The organism is Agrococcus sp. GW821-FHT14H11 (assembly GCF_058803545.1).
The window spans coordinates 30,293-49,935 of the sequence record NZ_JBXAPA010000004.1 but is presented as its reverse complement, the minus strand read 5'-3'; the positions used below and the strand labels follow the sequence as shown (position 1 = coordinate 49,935).

Here is a 19,643-nt window from a genome sequence, read left to right as displayed (position 1 = left end):
GTCACGGCATCGGGTCGGCGGCGGCGGCCGCGCGCAGCGCGGCGAGGGTCGCGGCCGTCCACTCGCGCTCGAGCGCGACGGTCGCGGCGGAGTCGCCCTGCCACGGCAGCCAGTGCTCGACGATGGCGGCGGGGGAGCGGCCGGCGTCGGCGAGCGCGCGCAGCTCGTGGGCGAAATCGAGCTGGCCGTCGCCCATGCGGGCGCCGGAGAGCGTGAAGCCCACCCAGCCCTCCTGGCGGGCGAAGGCGAAGTCCTTCACGTGCAGGTCGAGCGCATGCGGCGCGGCCGCGTCGATGACGTCGGCGGGCCGCTCGAGCGCGGCGATGCAATTGGCCGGGTCGAGGGTGATGCCGACGAGCGGCGACCCGACCGCCTCGACGGCGGCGACGAGCACGCTCGTGGGGATCTGCTCGTACGTCTCGAGCGCGAGCGCGATGCCCGACTCCTCGAGCCGGGGGAGGGAGCGTCGCAGCAGCTCGGCGACGTGCTCGGCGCCCTGCTCGGCGTCGGGCCGCTGCACCATCGAGCGCAGCACGTGCGCGTCGAGGGCAGTGGCGATGCCGAGGTAGCGGGCGACGTGGTCGGGGTCGATGCCGCGCGTGCCGAGCTGCAGGCGCACGCCCAGGCGGTCGGCGCTCGCGCAGAGCGCGTCGAGCTCGTCGGCGGTGCACTGCTCGATGCGCGGGTCGTCGCAGATCTCGAAGACGTCGCAGCCGAGCTCGGCGGCCCGCTCGAGCATGTCGGCGATGGAGAGCGGACGCGGGTGGTCGTGCCACTCCCAGAACAGGGCGTAGGAGCCGATCCCGATGTCCATGTCGCAAACCTCGTCGTGTGCTGTGCCGTCGCCCCGCGCAGCCGCTGCGGCGAGGTCGTCGTCACGCTAGCGCGGATGCCGCAACCGCGCAACCGGTTGACCAATTCTCCGGCCGACGCGGGGTACGCTCATCCCGTGTCCGACGCATCCCTCCTCGACGCGCTGCGCCGCTCGACGACCGCCACCACCTCGGTGAGCGGCTCGGTCGCGCAGCAGCTGCTGAAGCTGCTGCTCGGCGACAGCATGCGCGCGGGCGACCGGCTGCCCTCGGAGCGCAAGCTCACCGAGGCGCTCGGCGTCGGCCGCTCGGCGGTGCGGGAGGCGATCGCCGCGCTCGAGGTGCTGGGCGTCGTCGAGACCCGCGCGGGCTCGGGCACCTACCTGCGGTCGGCGACGTCGGAGCTGCTGCCGCAGACGCTCTCGTGGTCGATGCTCGTCGACCAGGAGCAGATGGAGGATGTCGCCTTCGTGCGCGCCGCGCTCGAGCGCGCCGCCGCCGAGCGGGCGGCGCAGGTCGTGACGCCGAAGGACGCCGAGCGGCTGCGCGCGCTCGTGCAGGCGCAGCGCGACGCCGACCTCGACGGCTACGTCGAGCAGGACATCGCGTTCCACCGGCACCTCGCCGCCATGGCCGGCAACGCCATCCTCAGCGACCTGCTCTCGACAGCCCGCTCGCTGCTGCGGGTCTGGTTCGAGCACGCCGTCGACGACCCGCGCGACGTCGAGACGGCGATCCGCGAGCACGCGGCGATCGCCGACGCGATCATCGCCGGCGACAGCGCCGCCGCGCAGGCCGCGATGGCCGAGCACATGGCCACCGCGACTGCGCGCATCCTGCGCGTCGCCGGCGACCGCTGACCCCGCGCCGGCCGGGGGACGGCGGTGAGCGAGCCCGAAACACAGCGCCAGTAGGCTCGCGGGCATGGGCGACCTCTTCGACGACTACGACAAGCCCTTCGCGAATCCGCGGAAGCGCGAGGGCACGGCGTGGGATGAGATGTTCGAGAGCAAGGGCGAGGCGCGCGGCCCCTACAAGCCGCTGTACGACGCGCTGAGCGAGCTCACCAAGGACGACCTCCGGGCCCGCGCCGACGCGCTCGCCACCTCCTACCTCGCGCAGGGCGTGACCTTCGACTTCGCGGGCGAGGAGCGGCCGTTCCCGCTCGACGCCATCCCGCGCATCATCACCGCCGAGGACTGGCGCCACGTCGAGTCGGGCGTGCAGCAGCGGGTGCGGGCGCTCGAGGCGTTCCTCGCCGACATGTACGGCCCGCAGCGCGCCGTCGAGGACGGCATCATCCCCGCCAAGCTCATCAGCACCTCCACCCACTTCCACCGCCAGGCGGCCGGCATCACCGGCGCCAACGGCGTGCGCATCCACGTCTCGGGCATCGACCTGATCCGCGACCAGGACGGCGAGTGGCGCGTGCTCGAGGACAACGTGCGCGTGCCCTCGGGCGTGAGCTACGTCATCTCGAACCGCCGCGTCATCGCCCAGACGCTGCCCGAGATGTTCTCGTCGATGCGGGTGCGCCCCGTCGGCGACTATTGCGACAAGCTGCTGCACGCGCTGCGCGCCGCCGCGCCGGCGGGCGTCGACGACCCGCGCGTCGTGGTGCTGACGCCCGGCGTCTACAACTCCGCCTACTTCGAGCACACGCTGCTCGCGCGCCTCATGGGCGTCGAGCTCGTCGAGGGCCGCGACCTCTTCACGAGCGGCGGCCGCGTCTACATGCGCACCACGGAGGGGCCGGCGCGCGTCGACGTGATCTACCGCCGCGTCGACGACGACTACCTCGACCCGCTGCAGTTCCGCGCCGACTCGATGCTGGGCAGCCCCGGCCTCATGCTCGCCGCGCGGCTCGGCAACGTCACGATCGCGAACGCGGTCGGCAACGGCATCGCCGACGACAAGCTCGTCTACACGTACGTGCCCGAGCTCATCCGCTACTACCTGTCGGAGGAGCCCATCCTCAAGAACGTCGACACGTGGCGGCTCGAGGATCCGGGCGCGCTCGAGGAGGTCATCGACCGCCTGCACGAGCTGGTCGTGAAGCCCGTCGACGGCTCGGGCGGCAAGGGCCTCGTCGTCGGCCCCGACGCGACGCAGGAGGAGCTCGAGGCGCTCAAGCAGCGGCTGCTCGACGACCCGCGCGGCTGGATCGCGCAGCCGGTCGTGCAGCTGTCGACGATCCCGACGCTCGTCGAGGACGGCATGCGCCCCCGCCACGTCGACCTGCGCCCCTTCGCCGTCAACGACGGGAAGGATGTGTGGGTGCTGCCGGGCGGCCTCACCCGGGTCGCGCTCCCCGAGGGCCAGCTCGTCGTCAACTCCTCCCAGGGCGGAGGCTCGAAGGACACCTGGGTGCTCGCCGGCGCGCGCGAGCAGCTGCCGCAGATCGACCACGACGCCGAGTTCGGCGCGAGCGGCGAGCCGCTCACGCGCCCGATCAGCATCGTCGGCGGCCACGAGCACCCGCAGGACCAGAGCCCGCAGGACGCTCCCCGCGGCCGCGCCGGCCAGGAGGAGCAGCAGCAGCAGGCGCTCGACCCCGCCGGTCGAGGAGTCGCCGCAGGCGGCGTCTCGAGACCATCCCGCACCGAGCAGACAGGAGGTGAGCGCTCATGATGCTCAGCCGCATCGCCGAGAGCCTGTTCTGGATCGGCCGCTACATCGAGCGCGCCGACGGCACCGCGCGCATCCTCGACGTCTACCTGCAGCTCCTCCTCGAGGACGTCGCGGTCGACGAGGACACCGCCTGCCGCGCACTGCTCGGCGTCATGGGCCACGACGCGCCGCCGGACCGCAAGCTCACCCGCGTCGACGTCGTCAACACGCTCGCGACCGACCGCACGCAGCCCGCCTCTATCGCCTACTCGGTGAACGCGGCGCGCGAGAACGCCCGCCGTGCGCGCGAGATCATCTCGACCGAGCTGTGGGAGGTGCTGAACGCCACCTACGCGAACATGCCGCGCCGCGTGAACCCCGAGCAGGTGCACGTCATGTTCGGCTGGGTGCGCGAGCGCGCGGCGCTCGCGGGCGGCATGGCCGACTCGACCGCGAGCCGCGACGACGCGTGGAGCTTCTTCACGCTCGGCCGCTTCATCGAGCGGGCCGACATGGTCGCCCGACTGCTCGCGACCCGGGCGCTGACCGAGGCATCCGGCCCCTCGTGGACGACCATCCTCCGCTCGGTCGGCGCGTACGAGGCGTACCTGCGCACCTACCGCGGCGTGCCCTCGAGCACGAACGCGGCCGAGTTCCTGCTGCTCGACCGGCTCTTCCCGCGCTCGATCCTCTTCTCGGTGCGCGGCGCCGAGGAGTGCCTGCAGGACATCGAGCCGAGGCAGGACCGCATCGGCTACGTCGACCAGGCCCAGCGGATGCTCGGGCAGATCCGTGCGGAGCTCGAGTTCACGCCCATCCAGGAGATCATCGAGAACCTGCCGACCGTGATGGACAAGGTGCAGACCACGACGACCGCCGTCTCGCACGCGGTGCGGGAGCGCTACTTCCCGACCCACAACATGCCCGCCTGGACGAGGGAGGCATCGTGAGCCGCATCCGCATCCGCCACACCACCGGCTACCGCTACGAGCAGCCGGCCGTCGCCTCGTACAACGAGTCGCGCATGCTGCCGTCGACGAGCGACGGCCAGTTCGTCATCTACTCGAACCTCGACATCCGCCCCAACACCTCGATCAACACCTACGAGGACTACTGGGGCACGAAGGTCGTCTCGTTCGACGTGCTCGCGCCGCACACCGAGCTGCAGCTGACGGCGACGAGCCTCGTCGAGGTGCGCCCGCGCCTCACCGGCGGCCACGACCTGTCGTGGGAGCAGCTCGAGAAGGTCGCCTCGCGCGCCACGCAGCACGTCGAGCAGCTCGGGCAGACGGTGCGCACGCGCCCGACCGACGACCTCGTGCGGGCGTCGCAGGAGATCAAGGATGCGTCGTCGTCGCCGGGCGCCGCCGCATCGGCCATCGCCCGCATGGTCGGCGAGGAGATGGAGTACATGTCGGGCGTGACGCACGTGCATACGCTCGCCTCGGAGGCGTGGACGAACCGCAAGGGCGTCTGCCAGGACATCGCGCACATCACGATCGGCGCGCTGCGGGCGGTCGGCATCCCGGCGCGCTACGTGTCGGGCTACCTGCACCCGCGGCCGAACGCGCAGATCGGCGAGACGATCCGCGGCGAGTCGCACGCGTGGGTCGAGTGGTTCACCGGGGAGTGGAACGCGTGGGACCCGACGAACCTCATCGACATCGGCGAGCGGCACGTGAAGGTCGGCCTCGGCCGCGACTACAACGACGTGCCGCCGCTGCGCGGCGTGTATGCCGGAGCGGGCAAGTCGCAGCTCTTCGTGAGCGTGGAGATCACGAAGGAGAGCTGACCGGCGGAACTCTGCCCGGCGGAGCGTTGCCCGTCAGGTGCGCATCACGATGTGCGCGGGCGGGCGGAGGTCGAGCGCCGGCGGGCGCGGCCCGTTGGGTCGCGCCCGCGCCATGCCGCGCAGGCGTGCCTCGACGGATGCGCGGGTGCGCCGTGGCGCGCGGACCGTCGGCACCGGGGATGACGGCGGCACTGCGGGCGCGAGCTCCGATCCGGCGGCGAGCTTCGGGCTGATGGCCGCGTCGGCCGCGATCCTGACGGCCGCGGCGCTCGCCGCGGCGTGAGCGGCCGTCGCGACTCGCGCGGATCCTGCAGCGGTCGTGGTGCGCCCGGCCCGGGCGTAGCGATTCGCGGCGCGCAGCTCGGCGACGACGCGCCAGTCGCCCGGCCGGTCGCTCGCGGCGATGACTCGGAGGCGGCCGGCGTGCACCTCGTGGTGGCAGTGGCTGCACAGCAGCACGCCGTTGTCGACGTCGGTCGCGCCGCCCTGCTCCCACCACACGACGTGGTGCGCCTCCGTCCAGGCGACGGGCATCCCGCAGCCCGGCGTGATGCAGCCCTTGTCGCGCTTGGCGAGCGCGGCCTTCTGCGCGCGGCTGAACAGGCGGTCGGCGCGGCCGAGCGCGAGCGGGTGCCCTCGCTCGTCGAGCACCACCTTCTGCACGAGCGCATCGCACAGCAGTCGGTCGACCGTCTCGATCGGCACGAGGTCGCCGGTGTGCTCGATGGTGAGGGTGCGATCGGCGTGCGGGGCGCCGTGCAGGTACGCCGCGTACGCGTCGATCGTGCCGGTGAGCACGAGGGTCGGCGGCTCCCCGCCCGCGACCGGGGCGTCGCCGGCGGCGGCGTGCGCCTGCACGAGCGCGACGAGCACGTCGTGGCGCTTCTGCTCGGGTGTGCGGTCGTCGACCGGCTCGTCGGGCGGGAGACCGACGGGAGCGCTGAGGGCGCCGTCATCGGCAGTGTCATCCGCGGTCGCCCCGCTGTCTCGGAACGCGACCCGCACTCGTGGCGACGTGTACGCATCCAGCAGGGCCTTGAGGGCGGACCCCGCCTCGGGCGGGCAGAGCATCTGCAGGTGCCACATGCCGTCGGGCTGCTGCCGCAGGCTCAGGCTGCGCAGCGCCCGATGCCGTTCGGCGCTCGGGAGCACGCCGTCGGGATCGAGCACCGCGACGTAGGCGCGTGCCTGCGTGACGAGCAGCTCGGGACCGAGCGGCCAGTCGGGGTCGGTCGCCGCCGTCACGAGCTGCTGCTCGGCCCAGGCGAGCTGCTCGAGGTCGGCACGGGGGGCCGCGGGCTCGAGCTGCTGCACGATGGCTCGCGCCTGCGGCAGCGAGATGGCGGCGGCGTCGAGCGCCTGCGCCACGCGCGGGTAGCGCGCGGCGATGTCGGCGCCCGAGACCCCCACTGCGGGTCTCGTGGCCGCGGCGAGTGCGAGCATCGCCTGCGCGTCGCCCGCCCGGATGCCGAACGCCGACGCGACGGCCTCCTTGGCGCTGCGCTGGCCGAGCCGCCGGCACAGCGACTCGTCGACGGAGCCCCGGGACCGCTCGGCGATCTCGCCGGCAATGCGCACGCGCTGCGCGTCGACGAGGCGCGAGAGCTCGGCAGTGCGCGCGAGGAGATCGACGACCTCGGCGTCGGAGGCGCGCGCGAAGTCGAGGGCGCCGGTGAGCATGGCGCGCGCGGCCTGCACCGCTGCCTCCGCCTGCTCGATCATCGTCACCCTCGACCCCTTCGTCGCCACCAAGGTAGAGGGGGCCACTGACATCGGAGGCGGCCTGTGCACGGGACGCGTCGAGAGTGTCGACGGCCCTGGCGAGTGCCTCCGCGGCACGCCTACCCTGGCCGCATGTGCAGGAACATCACCGAGCTGCGCGGCCTCGAGCCGGCCGCGAATGACGACGAGGTCGAGGCGGCTGCGCGCCAGTACGTGCGCAAGGTGTCGGGCATCACGCATCCGACCGACCGCACCCGCGACGCGTTCGAGCGGGCGGTCGCCGAGGTCGCCCACATCACGCGGCACCTGCTCGACGACCTGCCCGAGCGGCGCCAGCCGCCGAAGACAGTGCCGCCGCTGCGCCGGCCCGAGGTGCGGGCGCGCATCGCCGAGCGGGAGGCGGCGGCGGCCGCGAGCTGACGCCCCCGCTGGTCGAGGAGCCCTCGGTCCCGTCCGCTGGTCGAGGAGCACTCGGCCGGAGGCCGAGTGCGTCTCGAGACCACCCCGCACGCTACGTCGGGGCTGCTCCCGACGCCCGGGACGGGCGTCGGCGCTGGCGTCGCGGCGGAGGCCCGAAAGGGCCTCCGCTCATAGCTCCAGCGCGCGCATCTGGCGCAGGATCTCGTCCATCACCCGCATGATCGCGACCGACTCATCGAGCGGCATGAGCTCGCTCTCGAGCTTGCCCGAGGCGATGCAGAGCTCGACCTCGGCAGCCTGGAACTGCATGCCGCGCCCCAGCATGTCGGGCTCGAAGGCCTCGGCGATCGCGGCGTGGTCGGATGCGTGGCGGCGCGCGTAGCGGGTCCACGTGTAGAACGCGGGGTCGAGCTCGATGACGCCGTCGGTGCCCGAGATCGTGGCGCGGTTGGAGCCGAGCGTCTCCATCGAGAACGTCACGGTCGAGATGCCGCCGCCGGCGTGCTCGAGGATGGCGGCGCCCCGGTGGTCGACGCCCGCGGCGTCGACGACGCCCGACGCCTGGATGCGCGTCACCGGTCCGAGCACGGCGTGCGCGAGCGAGACGCAGTAGACGCCGAGGTCGAGCAGCGCCCCGCCGCCGAGCGACGGCTCGATGAGGCGGCTGCCGGGGGAGAGGTCGAGCATCTGCGAGTGGTCGGCGTTCACCGCGACGACGTCGCCGAGGTCGCCTGCCGCGATGCGCTCGCGCACGGCGACCATGGTCGGCAGGAAGCGCGTCCACATCGCCTCCATCACGAAGACGCCCTTCGCGCGCGCCGCGTCGACGATCGCCTGGGCGTCGTCGCCCGTGGTGGTGATCGCCTTCTCGATGAGCAGGTGCTTGCCGCCCTCGATCGCGAGCAGCGCGTGCTCGCGGTGGTGCGAGTGCGGGGTGGCGATGTAGATGACGTCGACGTCGGGGTCGGCGACGAGCGCCTCGTAGGAGGCGTGCACGTTGGGGATGCCGTGCTCGGCCGCGAAGGCTGCGGCGCGCTCGCCGTTGCGGCTGCCGACGGCGACGAGGCGGTGGCCGCCGGTCGCGAGGTCGCGTGCGAAGGCGTCGGCGATGCGGCCGGGCCCGAGGATGCCCCAGCCGGGGGAGGTGGTCGTCATGTCGCGACTCTACGGGCGCGCCGCGCTCAACCGCACCCCGCCCCTGACGGGTTCGCCATGCAGTCGCCGTTCGTCAGCACCGTGTCGACCTCGAAGACCTTCACGTCGACGCCCGGCGCCTCGACCGGCAGCGTGCCCGGCACCGCGAACCAGCCGCCGCCCGCGTCGACCTCGGCGGTGAAGACGACGGTGACGGATGCGCGCACATCGTCCGTCGTCGCGTACGCATGGCTCGTGGCCGTCTCGGTCCACGACTCCTCGGGTCCGCGCCAGGCGGTGCCTGACGCCTCGGTCTCCTCCACGGTGCCGTCGCCGTAGTCGAAGACGTACGACGAGGGCGTCCACCGCACCCGGATGGGCACGTCGAAGAGCTCGCCGTCCATCGTGTGCGCTTCGGCCGTCGCGTAGAAGTTCGTCGGCGTGCCGACGACGCCCCAGCCGTCGGGCTCGACGACGAGCTCGCCGACCAGCGGCCGGAACGCGGCGAGGTCGCTCATGGTGATCGCTTGGAGGGGTTCCGAAGGGAGAGGCTCTCCGGGAGGTGGGGGAGGTGGCGGGCATTCAGCGGGGTCTTCACCCATCGCGATGCACCGATCGTGAAGCATTTGAAGGTAGGCGCGGTATGCCTCCCTGGCCGCCTCGATCTCCTCGGCTGAACGCTCTGGCGGTGCGGGCTCGGTTAGTCCTGGTCCACCGGGAACGTCCATCTCTCCAATGACCACCATCGAGCCGATCGCTTCTGGCGGGCATTGACCAAGCGAGACGCGGAACTCTGTGCACATGACCGTCGTGCTGCCGCCTGGCGCGGCGGTCAAGCCGATCACGGCAGCTGCGAGAAGTGCGGTCAGTTGCATTCGGCAGTGTGATCGTCGGGAACGTCTCCAATGGCAGCGACCCGCAAGGTCCCGTCGCGCTCGAACGAGACGAGCCGCGGCTCCGCCGGTGCTAGCGGCGACTCGGAACCCGACTCTGGATCGATCGTCGCGAGACCGCTGTTGTCACGGCACGCCACAACCGTCGGGGCGTCGGGTCGATCATCGATGACTTGCACGGACGGTACGCGCCACTCTCCTTCGAGCACCAGACCTTCAGCGACCGCGAGTTCGACCTCGGCCAGCGCCAGCCCGGCCTGCTCCTCTGTCGCGAACTCGAGAAGCGGCTCGACGGTCGGCTCTCGCTCCGCCGCGAGATCGACCGTTGTCTGCAAGTACTGCTCGTACACCTCTCGGGCTTCCTCGGTGATCGATGGAGCGCTCGGCTCCACCGTCGGCTCCGCCGCCGGCGTCGTCGCGACCGGTTCCGGCGGCGAGCAGCCGACGAGAGCGAGCGCTGCGACCGCTGCGAGCGCGAGACCTGATCCGAGCCTGGCGAGCATGCGGGCAGGTTACGCGAACGGCCGCACCGCGGGCCCGCGCTCTCCACAGCGGCGACGAGCCGTCCAGACCCGCAGCGCTTGACGCATCCGCCCACCACGTTCTACTGTCAACAGTCGGACACGCGCATCGTCCGAGAGATCCACTGCAAAGGAGCAGTCCATGAACCTGTACTCGTTGCTGCAGCGCCGAGCCGAGAGCGCGGGGCCCATCCGGGTCGGCGTCATCGGTGCCGGCAAGTTCGCCTCGATGTTCCTCACGCAGGCCTCGGTCACGCCGGAGTTCCACGTGGTCGGCGTCGCCGACATCAACGTGCCGAAGGCCAAGGACGCGCTCGCCCGCACGGGCTGGAGCGCCGACCGCTACGCCGCCACGAGCCTCGACGAGGCAGCGCGCACCGGTCTCACCGCCGTGATCGACGACTCGATGGCGCTCATCAAGCACCCGTCGGTCGAGGTCGTCCTCGAGATCACCGGCAACCCGATCGTCGGCACCGACCACGCGGTCGCCGCGATCGACAACGGCAAGCACGTGATCATGGTCAACGTCGAGGCCGACTGCATGGTCGGCCCGCTGCTGCAGCGCCGCGCTCGCGCGCGAGGCCGCCGACGAGGCGGGGCTCACGCTCGACGCGGCCCGCACCGCCCTCGCGCTGTTCGAAGCCGCATCCGACGCCGGCGACGGCGCCCTCGACCACTCCGGCGTCTACCGCACCATCATCCGAACCAAGGAGCAGCCATGACCGACGCACCGCTGGTCGTCACCGCCATCTTCCGCCCCGTCCCGGGCGCGCGCGAGCAAGTGCTCGCCGCCATGGAGCGCGTCATCCCGCGCGTGCACCAGGAGGCCGGCTGCAACCTCTACGCGATCCAGGAGGCCGAGGACGGCACGATCGCGATGATCGAGCACTGGGACTCCGCCGCGCTGCTCGACGCGCACGGCGCGGGCGAGCCCGTCGCCGACTTCAACGCCGAGCTCGAGGGCCTGCTCGCGAGCCCTGTCGAGGTCGTGCGCTGGACGCCCATCCCGATGGGCGACGCACGCAAGGGCGTCGTGCTGCCATGACCCCGCCCGCAGCCCTGCCGCAGCGCCTCGGCTGCTCGACCATCTCGTTCCAGCACCTGCCCCTCGAGGGCGCGCTGGCCGAGATCGAGCGCCTGGCCTTCGCCGAGATCGACCTCGGCGCGCTGCCCGGCGTCTGCGACCACGTGCCCTTCGAGCTCGACGACGCCGCGGTCGCCCAGGTCGCGGCGAGCATCGCCGCGAGCGGCCTGCGCGTGCGCAGCGTCAACGGCGACGTGGGCGCCTTCAACGACCCGGGGGCGGATGCGTCGGCGCAGGCCGCGCACGTCGACCGGCTGATCGCGCTCACCGCGGCCGTCGGCGCCGACGCCCTCGTGCTGCCCTGCGGCGCGCTCGGCCACGAGCCGCTCGACTCGCTCGACGCCGACCTGGAGCGGGTCGCGGCCGCGCTCGCCCGGGCGGCCGACGCGGCCGCGGCCCACGGCGTCGAGGTGTGGGTCGAGTCGCTGCACTTCCTCCGGCTCTGCTTCGACCGCGAGCGGGCCGAGGCGCTGCACGCGCTGCTCGCCGGCAGCGGCGTGCGGCCGATCTTCGACGTCGCCCACGTGGTCGCCGCGGGCGACGACCTGCCGGCGACGATCCGCGCGTGGGGAGCGGATGTCGCCCACGTGCACCTGCGCGACGCAGTGCCGGGCGAGTTCTCGCGGCCCATCGGCGGCGGATCGATCGACTTCCCCGCGGCCTTCGCGGCGCTCGCCGACATCGGCTACGCAGGCGGCTTCGCGCTCGAGCTTCCCTCGCGCGCGTACGTCGACGACGCGACGGGCGCCATGGACGACGCCGCTCGCGCCGCCCGCGTCGACGCGATCCGCGACGCGGCCGCGCGCATGGCGCCGCTCGTCGCGGGCCTCGACCTCACGCATCCGTCGCTGACCCCCGAGTTTCTGACCACTGAAGGAGCATCATGACCGAGCGCACCCAGCGCACCGCCGTCATCACCGGCGCCACCTCCGAGCGCGGCATCGGCATGACCGTCGCCGACCGCTACGCGCGCGACGGCTGGGCCGTCGTCATCCTCGACCTCGACGGCGAGCGCGCCGCGCAGGTCGCCGCCGAGATCGGCGAGCGCCACGGCGTGCCCGCCTTCGGCGCTGCCGTGAACGTCGCCGACGAGGACGCCGTCGCCGCCGCGCAGGCCGCCGTCCAGGCCGAGGTCGACGCGGGCCGCCTCCCCGTGGTCGGCGCGCTCGCCAACATCGCCGGCATCACCTCGCCCGTGCCCTTCCTCGAGACCGACCTGGCCCTGTGGAACACGGTCATGGCCGTGAACGCGACCGGCACCTACCTCGTCACGAAGGCGTTCCTGCCCGGGATGCTCGAGGCCGGCTGGGGCCGCATCGTCAACATGTCGTCGGTGTCGGCGCAGCGCGGCGGCGGCGTCTTCGGCAAGGTGCCCTACTCGGCGGCGAAGGCCGCGATCCTGGGCTTCACGAAGGCGCTCGCCCGCGAGATCGCGTCGTCGGGCGTGACGATCAACTCGGTCACGCCGGGTGCGGTCGACACGAACATCCGCGTCGGCGCGACGCCCGAGTCGGAGGCGAAGCTCGCCGCCGACATCCCCATCGGCCGCGTCGCGACCACCGAGGAGATCGCGGCCGTGTTCGCGTTCCTCTCGAGCGACGACGCCGCCTACCTGCAGGGGTCGAACATCGACATCAACGGCGCGAGCCACCTGCACTGACCGCCCCGCCGGCCGCACCCGCGGCCGGCCCCGGCTCGCGCCGGGACAACCCAAGGAAGTGCTCGGGTACCGTGATCGACATGACGATGGAAGCGCAGTTCCGATCCCTCGGATCGATCGAGCGCGTCACGCGGCGGGAGCTCATCCTCGACCGGCTGCGCTCGGCCGTCACGAGCGGCGAGCTCGCCCCCGGCACCCACCTCGCCGAGACAGAGCTGAGCACGTCGCTCGGGGTCTCGCGCGGCACGCTCCGCGAGGCGCTGCGGCACCTCGAGGAGGAGGGGCTGCTGTCGAAGGATGCGCGCGGCCGGCTCTCGGTGCGCGTCGTCACGCCGGCCGAGGTGCGCGAGATCTTCGACGTGCGCTTCGCGCTCGAGTCGGCGGCCGCCGAGGTCGTCTGCGAGCGCGAGGACCTCGCCGACGTCGTGCCGCAGCTGCGCGCCGCCCTCGAGCGGCTCGAGGAGAGCGAGGACGTCGGCATCGCCGAGCAGGTCGCCGCCGACCTCGCCTTCCACGAGGCGCTCTGCACCGCGAGCGGCAACCGCACCCTCGTCGAGTCGTGGCGCCGTGTGAGCGGGCTCGCGCGCGCCGTGATCACCGCCGCGGGCCGCGAGACCGCGATCGCGAACATGTCGGCCGCCCGGCACGCGCCGATCGTCGAGGCGATCGCGAGCGGCGACGCCGCGCACGCCCGCGAGGTGCTGCGCGAGCACAACACCTCGGCCCGCGACAACATCGTCGCGCGCATGGAGGCGGCGCTGGCGCGCTGAGGCCCCCTCCGCTGGTCGAGCCGCGGGGTGCGGCCGCGCGAGTCGAGACCGGCCCGCATCCTCCCGGCTCCGTCGGCGACCGCTGTGGAATGCTCTCCCCATCGAGGCAGGAGGCCGACCAATGGCGCTGGATGAAGTCGGCACGATCTACGCCGCGATCGGCGTCGCGACGCTCGCCGCCGCGCTGCTGCCGCGCGTGCTCGGACGCGTGCCCGTCTCGATGCCGATGGTCTTCGTCGCGGCCGGCATCATCGCGTTCGCGCTGCTGCCCGACCTGCCCGAGCCCGACCCGATGGAGCAGTCCGGGTTCGCGCTGCACCTGACCGAGCTCTGCGTCATCGTCTCGCTCATGGGCGCCGGGCTCGCCGTCAACCGCGCGATCGGCTGGCGGCGATGGTCGACGACCTGGCGGCTGCTCGCGATCACGATGCCGCTGTCGATCGTCGCCGTCGCGCTGCTCGGCTGGGCCGGCCTCGGGCTGGGGATCGCGAGCGCCATGCTGCTCGGCGCCGCGCTCGCGCCGACCGACCCGGTGCTCGCGACCGAGGTGCAGGTGAGCGAGCCGATCACCGACGACGAGGACGCCGACGACGACGAGGCGCGCTTCGCGATCACCTCCGAGGCGGGGCTCAACGACGGGCTCGCGTTCCCGTTCACCTACGCGGCGATCGCGGTGAGCCTCGTCGGGATCGCGCCGTCGGCGTGGCTCGGGGAGTGGCTGCTCGTCGACGTCGGGTGGCGGCTCGTCGTCGGCGTCGCCGTGGGGCTCGGCGCCGGCTGGCTGCTGCGGCGCCTGTTCTTCTCGTCGTGGGCCGACGGGCTGGGGCTCACCGAGAAGGCCGAGGGGTTCATCGCGCTCGCCGCGACCTTCCTCGCCTACGGGGTCGCCGAGATGGCCGAGGGCTACGGGTTCATCGCCGTGTTCGTGTGCGCCACGACGATCCGCGCCGCCGAGAGCACGCACGGCTTCCACGCGGTGCTGCACAAGTTCGTCGAGCAGATCGAGCGGCTGCTCACGGTCGCGGTGCTCGTGCTGCTCGGCGGCGCGATCGCGCGCGGGCTGTTCGAGTCGTTGCAGCTGGCCGACATCCTGCTCGTCGTCGTCCTGCTGTTCGTCGTGCGGCCACTCACCGGCTGGCTCGGGCTCACGCCCGGGAAGACGGGGCCGCGCGAGCGGGGCGTCATCGCGTTCTTCGGCGTGCGCGGCGTCGGCTCGCTGTTCTACATCGCCTACGCGCTGCAGGAGGGCGACTTCCCCGACGGGGAGCGGCTGTGGGCGATCGCCGGGGCGGTCATCGTCGGCTCGATCCTCGTGCACGGCGTCGCCGCGACGCCCGTGATGCGCTCCCTCGACCGCATGCGCGAGCGGCGGGCGGAGCGGAGTCAGGGGCCGACGGAGGCGACGCCGGTCTGAGGGGCGCGGCCGGGGAGTGGTCTCGACTCGCGCGGCTGCGCCGCGCGGCTCGACCAGCGGAGGGGGCTGCGCCGCGCGGCTCGACCAGCGGGGGAGGCTGCGCCGCGCGGCTCGACCAGCGGGGGAGGCTCGACCAGCGGAGGGGGAGGGGCTAGCCCAGCTCGGCCAGCACCCGCTCGACGATGCGGTCCTTCGAGAGGCCGTAGCGGTCGTGCAACGTCGGCAGCGCTCCCGCGTCGAGGAACTCGTCCGGCAGCGCGATCGGCACGATGCGCGTGCCGAGCCCGCGGCGCACGGCCGCATCGGCGACGGCCGAGAAGAGCCCGCCGATCACCGAGTGGTTCTCGAGCGTCACCGCGAGGCGCGGGGTGTCGAGCTCGCGCAGCACCGTCTCGCTGTCGAACGGCTTGATCGTGGGGGAGTGCACGACCGCCACGTCGACCTTGTGGCGCGCCAGCGCATCCGCCGCCTGCAGCGCCCGCATCGTCATGAGGCCCGACGAGACGAGCACCACGTCGGCGCCGCCCCGCAGCACCTTCGCCTTGCCGAGCTCGAACGCGTAGTCGTACTCGTCGAGCACGAGCGGCACCTTGCCGCGCAGCAGGCGCAGGTAGGTGGGGCCCTCGTGCGCGGCGAGCTGCGGCACGGCCTGCGCGAGGTCGAGCGCGTCGCACGGGTCGACGATCATGAGGTTCGGCAGCCCGCGGAAGATCGCCATGTCCTCGGTGGCCTGGTGGCTCGGCCCGTAGCCGGTCGTGAGCCCGGGGAGGCCGCCGACGACGTTGACGTTGAGGCCGGACTCGGCGATGTCGAGCGCGATGAAGTCGTACGCGCGGCGTGCGGCGAACACCGAATAGGTCGACGCGAACGGCACGAGCCCCGTCTCCCGCTGGTCGAGCCGGTCGTCGCGCTCGCTTCGCTGGTCGAGCCGGTCGTCGCGCGGAGCGCGGCGACCGAGTCGAGACCACCTCGAGCGGCTCGAATTGTCCCCCATCCCTAAATTCCCGCAAGAAGTCCCGATCCAGCCTTGCAATTCCCGCCCGCATCGGTATATCTTCATCACGCGAACTTCCATGCCCCGAGTCGAAAGGAGGAGCTCGCCATGTTCATCACGATCACTGCCGCTGCAGCCCTCCTTCCCGGTGGGGTCCGCTAGCGGCGAAGCGCACGGGCCGCTGGTCCGCGGAGCTCGTCGGCGTCACGCCGATGAGCGCCCGACTGGCCAGGCCACTGCAGGCATCTGAGCCCTGCGCTTCCCCCCGCCCCTTCGCCCGCTGATCGCGGCTGCCGAGCCGGCCACCTCCTTGGCCGCACCATCGGCGCCCGCGCACCCTCGCGCATCCGCAGCACCTTCACGGTGCAATTCGACGCGCGCAATTCTCCGCAATTCACCTGCGATATCCCACGCCCATTCCGAGGGCGATATCGCCATGCCAGGAAGCAGAACACCATGTCGAACTCGATGCTCGCGATGCCGGCTCCGCGCCGGCTCGCGCTGAGCGCATCGCGGCAGCTCGAGCGGTGGGCCATGCGGGCCCAGCACCGCGACCAGCGGCGGCGCGAGGCGATGGCCTACGAGCAGGCGCTCGCGGCCCGCGCCCAGCACCGCCTGGACGCACTCGCTCGCAACCTGCTGCGATGACCGCAGTCGAACGGGGCCGTCCCACACCGGGGCGGCCCCGTTCTCGTGCGCCCGAGGGTGCGCGGCGGCCGAGCGGAACTCGACTTCCCGGGCCGCCCGCCCGGGGTTACCGTTGGCCTCGTGGCACGTTCCGAGCATCCGCCGACCGAACCGTCGGAGATCATCGACGCCTCGGTCACCGCGAAGACCGAGCGGGCGCTGCACCGCTGGCTGCCGCCCGCCCGCATCGCGAACGCCGTGCGCGCCGCGCTCGCCGCCATGGCCGCGTGGCTGCTCGGCACGCAGCTGCCGGCCGACTTCGCCGAGTACGCCTACGCCGCGCCGCTCGGTGCCTTCATCGCCACCGGCACCACCGTGTTCACGATCGCCCGCACGGCGCTGCAGCAGGCCGTCGGGCTCGCCATCGGCGCGGCCGTGGGGCTCGCGATGCTGGCGGTCGACATCCACGGGCTGCTGAAGATCGGCATCATCGCCGTCATCGGCGTGTTGCTGCAGGGCGCGGGCGCGCTCGGCATCGGCGCCGGCGTCGTGCCGGTCGTCGCCGTGCTCGTCATCATCTTCGGCGGCGTCGACGCCGACGGGTACGCCGTCGCCTACGTGGGGCAGTTCTCGGTCGGCCTCGTCGTGGGCGTGATCGTGAACATGCTAATGATGCCGCCCCTCTACGACCGCGAGGCGCGCGAGCGCATCCGCGGCGAGGTGCGACGGACCGCCGATCGCGTCGAGCAGCTCGCCGAGATGCTGCGCGGGGAGTGGCCGCCGAAAGACGAGTCGTGGGTCGACTGGGGGCTCGAGCTGCAGGGGAGCGTGGAGGAGCTGTCGCAGGAGGTGGTCGCCGCGCGCGAGAGCCGCGTGCTGAACGTGCGCTCGATGTGGCGGCACCACGACCTCGCCCGCGACGAGCGCAGCGTCGCGACGGTGCGCTCGGTGTCGCACCGCATGATCGACGTGCTCGACGCGATCGCCGCCGCCGCGTGGGAGTCGCCGCTCGAGGTCGAGATGGAGGACGACGAGCGGCGGCTGACGGCGCGGGCGATGGATGCGCTGGCCGAGCACCTGCGGGCGTGGGCCGGCACCGGCGGGGTCGAGGAGGCGTCCGCGGCCTCGGGGGAGGCGATCGAGCGGCTGTACCAGCGGATCATCGCCCACGACGAGCCGGAGTCGGGCATGGCGACGCTGGTCTTCGCGCTGCGCGCGATGCGCGAGCGCATCGACCGCGCTGCGGGCGCGGAGCGCGAGGAGGAGGCGGAGGCGGCTGCCTCCCCGCCCTCCCGCTGATCGAGTAGCCCGGCGGAGCCGGGCGTGTCGAGATCACCTCGTCTCGATACGCGCCCTTCGGGCGCTACTCGACGACCGGGGAGCCTCCCTCGTCTCGATACGCGCCCTGCGGGCGCTACTCGACGAGCGGGGTGAGCCTCCGCTGGTCGAGCCGGGCTGCCGCCGGAGGCGGCCGCCCGAGTCGAGACCACTCCGCAGCCCGCGCGGCAGTGGTTTCGACTCGCTCAGCGCGCTCCGCGCGCGGAGCGGCTCAACCAGCGGAAGCGGAGCGCCGCAGCGGCTCAACCAGCGGAAGCGGAGCGCCGCAGCGGCTCAACCAGCGGAGGAGGGGGTCAGCCGCATCGGGGCCACCAGCAGACCGCGCGCCTCGCGCATCCAGATCTGGCCCGTCTCGCGGTGCTCGGCTCGCGTCGCGAACCGGTACCGGTAGACGCGGGCCCGCACCCACGTCGGGCGACGTCCGTCGAAGGGGTCGTCGGCGAGCAGCCGCAGCGTCGGCGGGTCGGCCTCGAGCAGGCGCACGAGCAGCATCCGGAACCACGGCCCGTGCGACCCGAGCGCGAGGAACCACATGAGCCAGTCGAGCCGCAGGTGGTACGGCGCGAACCAGCCGGGCACACGGCGCACGTCGCCCGGCTTGCCCCTGAACGGGTACTCCACCCACTCGTCGCTGGCCGGCGCATCCGCCATCGTCCCCTCGATGACGATCTCGTCGCGCCGCTTCGTGACGGTGCCGAACGCGCCGTAGGCGTTCGCGAGCCGGAGCCGGTTGAACGACGCGTTCATGAGCTGGCGGCGGGAGGCGAGGTTGCGCACCGACGGGATGCTGAGCCACAGGTAGGCGAGGAAGACGACGGCGACGAGGATGCTCCACCAGGCCGGCGTCGGCGCGTAGGCGGTGTCGAGGGGCAGGCGGGGCAGCAGCCATCCGACCGCGCGGTCGTCGACCGCCGCGAAGGCGAGCACGATGGTGATCCAGTTGAGCCAGGCGAAGTTGCCGGTGAGCACGAGCCAGCCCTGGGTGAGGATCATCACCGCGGCGGCGCCGGTGGCGACCGCGGCGAACCCGAGCGATGCACCGTCGGCGCCGCCCGGGCCGGCCACCGCATCCGCCACGATCGCGCCGAGCACCCCGACCAGCAGCAGCCACGGCGCGACCAGTTGCGCGACGTGGTTGCCGACCACCTCGGTGCGATGCCACCACGCGGGCGCGAGGTGCGCCCAGCGGCTGAGCGGCCCCGGCATCGGCTGCGTCTCGTGGTGGTACATCAGCGCCGTGAGGTCGCGCCACTCGCGTCCACCGCGGATCTTGATCATCCCGGCGCCGAACTCGAGCCGGAAGACCAGCCAGACGATGAGCAACAGGGCGAGCGTCGGGGGAGCGGTCGCGTTCGAGCCGAGGAACGCGACGAGGAACCCCGCCTCGCACAGCAGCAGCTCCCACCCGAATCCGTAGAACACCTGCCCGATGGGGAGGATCGAGAGGTAGACGATCCAGAGCGCGAGGAACGCGAGCATCGGCAGCCATGGCGGGCCGAGCTGCGGCAGTCCCGCGACGAGCGCGAGGGCGATCCCGATGCAGACGAGGCAGAGGATGCGCAGCAGCGAATCGGAGTAGTGCCACCGGAAGATGCTGGGCTGGCCGTCGAGTCCGCCTGCGGCGATGTACCGCGGGGCGGGCAGGAGGCCGCGCTCGCCGAGGAGCGCCGGGAACTGCAGGAGCGTCGAGAGGAACGCGACCGCGAAGATCGCTGCCGTGCCGCGCTGGATCACCTGGCGGGCGAGCTCGGCGTGCGGGGCGTCGAGCCAGCTCGTGAGCGCTGCCCAGTCCATCGCGGTCGCCTCCTCTCCCTCGCTGGTCGAGCAGCCGCGCGCAGCGTGGCGTGTCGAG

The 19,643-nt window shown here is 72.8% G+C and carries 19 protein-coding genes; 12 read left to right on the top strand and 7 right to left on the bottom strand.

What is annotated here, in order from left to right; translation table 11 throughout:
• Nucleotide 1 precedes the first annotated feature (1 nt).
• Nucleotides 2–814: a sugar phosphate isomerase/epimerase family protein gene (locus AC1RNL_RS05650; RefSeq protein ID WP_492934682.1), complete on the bottom strand. Its 813-nt coding sequence runs from the start codon at nt 812–814 to the stop codon at nt 2–4.
• A gap of 135 nt (nt 815–949) precedes the next feature.
• On the opposite strand from AC1RNL_RS05650, the gene AC1RNL_RS05645 reads away from it, so the two are divergent.
• The 4 genes from AC1RNL_RS05645 (at nt 950) to AC1RNL_RS05630 (ending at nt 5,214) form a co-directional block, all read left to right on the top strand.
• On the top strand, nt 950–1,672 hold the full coding sequence (locus AC1RNL_RS05645; RefSeq protein ID WP_246992988.1) for a FadR/GntR family transcriptional regulator: 723 nt from the start codon (nt 950–952) through the stop codon (nt 1,670–1,672).
• Between the two features lie 64 nt (nt 1,673–1,736).
• Nucleotides 1,737–3,443 carry a circularly permuted type 2 ATP-grasp protein gene (locus AC1RNL_RS05640; protein WP_400531832.1) on the top strand — a complete coding sequence of 569 codons (1,707 nt, stop codon included), beginning with the start codon at nt 1,737–1,739 and terminating at the stop codon, nt 3,441–3,443.
• Nucleotides 3,443–4,372 carry an alpha-E domain-containing protein gene (locus AC1RNL_RS05635; RefSeq protein ID WP_128189099.1) on the top strand — a complete coding sequence of 310 codons (930 nt, stop codon included), beginning with the start codon at nt 3,443–3,445 and terminating at the stop codon, nt 4,370–4,372. Before AC1RNL_RS05640 ends, AC1RNL_RS05635 begins: the two co-directional genes overlap by 1 nt.
• On the top strand, nt 4,369–5,214 hold the full coding sequence (locus AC1RNL_RS05630; protein ID WP_128189063.1) for a transglutaminase family protein: 846 nt from the start codon (nt 4,369–4,371) through the stop codon (nt 5,212–5,214). Before AC1RNL_RS05635 ends, AC1RNL_RS05630 begins: the two co-directional genes overlap by 4 nt.
• A gap of 33 nt (nt 5,215–5,247) precedes the next feature.
• Here the strand turns inward: AC1RNL_RS05630 and AC1RNL_RS05625 are convergent, their stop codons facing one another.
• Complete coding sequence (locus AC1RNL_RS05625; RefSeq protein ID WP_492934769.1) at nt 5,248–6,936, bottom strand: HNH endonuclease signature motif containing protein; 1,689 nt, start codon at nt 6,934–6,936, stop codon at nt 5,248–5,250.
• Nucleotides 6,937–7,068: 132 nt separating this feature from the next.
• Between AC1RNL_RS05625 and AC1RNL_RS05620 the strand changes: the two genes are divergently transcribed.
• Entirely contained in the window at nt 7,069–7,356 is a 288-nt protein-coding gene (locus tag AC1RNL_RS05620) for a DUF2277 domain-containing protein (protein WP_492934681.1), read from the top strand.
• Nucleotides 7,357–7,524: 168 nt separating this feature from the next.
• Here the strand turns inward: AC1RNL_RS05620 and AC1RNL_RS05615 are convergent, their stop codons facing one another.
• The 3 genes from AC1RNL_RS05615 to AC1RNL_RS05605 all read right to left on the bottom strand — a co-directional run bounded on the left by AC1RNL_RS05615 (nt 7,525) and on the right by AC1RNL_RS05605 (nt 9,886).
• The gene (locus AC1RNL_RS05615; protein WP_492934680.1) at nt 7,525–8,511 is read right to left on the bottom strand and encodes a Gfo/Idh/MocA family protein; all 987 of its coding nucleotides are present in this window, start codon (nt 8,509–8,511) and stop codon (nt 7,525–7,527) included.
• A 26-nt stretch (nt 8,512–8,537) separates the two neighbouring features.
• On the bottom strand, nt 8,538–9,008 hold the full coding sequence (locus AC1RNL_RS05610) for a PKD domain-containing protein (protein WP_492934679.1): 471 nt from the start codon (nt 9,006–9,008) through the stop codon (nt 8,538–8,540).
• 347 nt (nt 9,009–9,355) lie between these two features.
• Nucleotides 9,356–9,886 (bottom strand): hypothetical protein, encoded by a 531-nt coding sequence (locus AC1RNL_RS05605; RefSeq protein WP_492934678.1) that lies wholly within the window; start codon nt 9,884–9,886, stop codon nt 9,356–9,358.
• Nucleotides 9,887–10,046: 160 nt separating this feature from the next.
• Between AC1RNL_RS05605 and AC1RNL_RS05600 the strand changes: the two genes are divergently transcribed.
• From AC1RNL_RS05600 to AC1RNL_RS05580, 5 genes are all read left to right on the top strand, one after another.
• A complete protein-coding gene (locus tag AC1RNL_RS05600) occupies nt 10,047–10,949 on the top strand; it encodes a putative quinol monooxygenase (RefSeq protein ID WP_492934677.1) in 903 nt (300 codons plus the stop codon).
• Nucleotides 10,946–11,875: a sugar phosphate isomerase/epimerase family protein gene (locus tag AC1RNL_RS05595; protein WP_492934676.1), complete on the top strand. Its 930-nt coding sequence runs from the start codon at nt 10,946–10,948 to the stop codon at nt 11,873–11,875. The genes AC1RNL_RS05600 and AC1RNL_RS05595 overlap by 4 nt, the downstream gene beginning before the upstream one ends.
• On the top strand, nt 11,872–12,648 hold the full coding sequence (locus tag AC1RNL_RS05590) for an SDR family NAD(P)-dependent oxidoreductase (RefSeq protein WP_492934675.1): 777 nt from the start codon (nt 11,872–11,874) through the stop codon (nt 12,646–12,648). The genes AC1RNL_RS05595 and AC1RNL_RS05590 overlap by 4 nt, the downstream gene beginning before the upstream one ends.
• A gap of 80 nt (nt 12,649–12,728) precedes the next feature.
• Nucleotides 12,729–13,418: a GntR family transcriptional regulator gene (locus AC1RNL_RS05585; RefSeq protein WP_225792618.1), complete on the top strand. Its 690-nt coding sequence runs from the start codon at nt 12,729–12,731 to the stop codon at nt 13,416–13,418.
• 121 nt (nt 13,419–13,539) lie between these two features.
• Nucleotides 13,540–14,832, top strand: a complete 1,293-nt coding sequence (locus AC1RNL_RS05580) for a cation:proton antiporter (protein WP_492934674.1) — start codon at nt 13,540–13,542, stop codon at nt 14,830–14,832.
• A 151-nt stretch (nt 14,833–14,983) separates the two neighbouring features.
• On the opposite strand, the gene AC1RNL_RS05575 is transcribed toward AC1RNL_RS05580, so the two are convergent.
• Nucleotides 14,984–15,826, bottom strand: a complete 843-nt coding sequence (locus tag AC1RNL_RS05575) for a transketolase family protein (protein ID WP_492934673.1) — start codon at nt 15,824–15,826, stop codon at nt 14,984–14,986.
• Between the two features lie 456 nt (nt 15,827–16,282).
• Between AC1RNL_RS05575 and AC1RNL_RS05570 the strand changes: the two genes are divergently transcribed.
• Entirely contained in the window at nt 16,283–16,474 is a 192-nt protein-coding gene (locus AC1RNL_RS05570; protein WP_128188889.1) for a hypothetical protein, read from the top strand.
• 120 nt (nt 16,475–16,594) lie between these two features.
• On the top strand, nt 16,595–17,752 hold the full coding sequence (locus tag AC1RNL_RS05565; protein ID WP_492934672.1) for an FUSC family protein: 1,158 nt from the start codon (nt 16,595–16,597) through the stop codon (nt 17,750–17,752).
• Nucleotides 17,753–18,064: 312 nt separating this feature from the next.
• Here the strand turns inward: AC1RNL_RS05565 and AC1RNL_RS05560 are convergent, their stop codons facing one another.
• Nucleotides 18,065–19,585, bottom strand: a complete 1,521-nt coding sequence (locus AC1RNL_RS05560; protein ID WP_492934671.1) for a lipase maturation factor family protein — start codon at nt 19,583–19,585, stop codon at nt 18,065–18,067.
• Nucleotides 19,586–19,643 lie beyond the last annotated feature (58 nt).

Coding starts and splice junctions, on each gene's coding strand:
- AC1RNL_RS05650 (WP_492934682.1), bottom strand. CDS start 814: ATGGACATCGGGATCGGCTCCTACGCCCTGTTCTGGGAGTGGCACGAC.
- AC1RNL_RS05640 (WP_400531832.1), top strand. CDS start 1,737: ATGGGCGACCTCTTCGACGACTACGACAAGCCCTTCGCGAATCCGCGG.
- AC1RNL_RS05635 (WP_128189099.1), top strand. CDS start 3,443: ATGCTCAGCCGCATCGCCGAGAGCCTGTTCTGGATCGGCCGCTACATC.
- AC1RNL_RS05625 (WP_492934769.1), bottom strand. CDS start 6,936: ATGATCGAGCAGGCGGAGGCAGCGGTGCAGGCCGCGCGCGCCATGCTC.
- AC1RNL_RS05620 (WP_492934681.1), top strand. CDS start 7,069: ATGTGCAGGAACATCACCGAGCTGCGCGGCCTCGAGCCGGCCGCGAAT.
- AC1RNL_RS05615 (WP_492934680.1), bottom strand. CDS start 8,511: ATGACGACCACCTCCCCCGGCTGGGGCATCCTCGGGCCCGGCCGCATC.
- AC1RNL_RS05610 (WP_492934679.1), bottom strand. CDS start 9,008: ATGAGCGACCTCGCCGCGTTCCGGCCGCTGGTCGGCGAGCTCGTCGTC.
- AC1RNL_RS05605 (WP_492934678.1), bottom strand. CDS start 9,886: ATGCTCGCCAGGCTCGGATCAGGTCTCGCGCTCGCAGCGGTCGCAGCG.
- AC1RNL_RS05600 (WP_492934677.1), top strand. CDS start 10,047: ATGAACCTGTACTCGTTGCTGCAGCGCCGAGCCGAGAGCGCGGGGCCC.
- AC1RNL_RS05595 (WP_492934676.1), top strand. CDS start 10,946: ATGACCCCGCCCGCAGCCCTGCCGCAGCGCCTCGGCTGCTCGACCATC.
- AC1RNL_RS05590 (WP_492934675.1), top strand. CDS start 11,872: ATGACCGAGCGCACCCAGCGCACCGCCGTCATCACCGGCGCCACCTCC.
- AC1RNL_RS05585 (WP_225792618.1), top strand. CDS start 12,729: ATGACGATGGAAGCGCAGTTCCGATCCCTCGGATCGATCGAGCGCGTC.
- AC1RNL_RS05580 (WP_492934674.1), top strand. CDS start 13,540: ATGGCGCTGGATGAAGTCGGCACGATCTACGCCGCGATCGGCGTCGCG.
- AC1RNL_RS05575 (WP_492934673.1), bottom strand. CDS start 15,826: ATGGGGGACAATTCGAGCCGCTCGAGGTGGTCTCGACTCGGTCGCCGC.
- AC1RNL_RS05570 (WP_128188889.1), top strand. CDS start 16,283: ATGTCGAACTCGATGCTCGCGATGCCGGCTCCGCGCCGGCTCGCGCTG.
- AC1RNL_RS05560 (WP_492934671.1), bottom strand. CDS start 19,585: ATGGACTGGGCAGCGCTCACGAGCTGGCTCGACGCCCCGCACGCCGAG.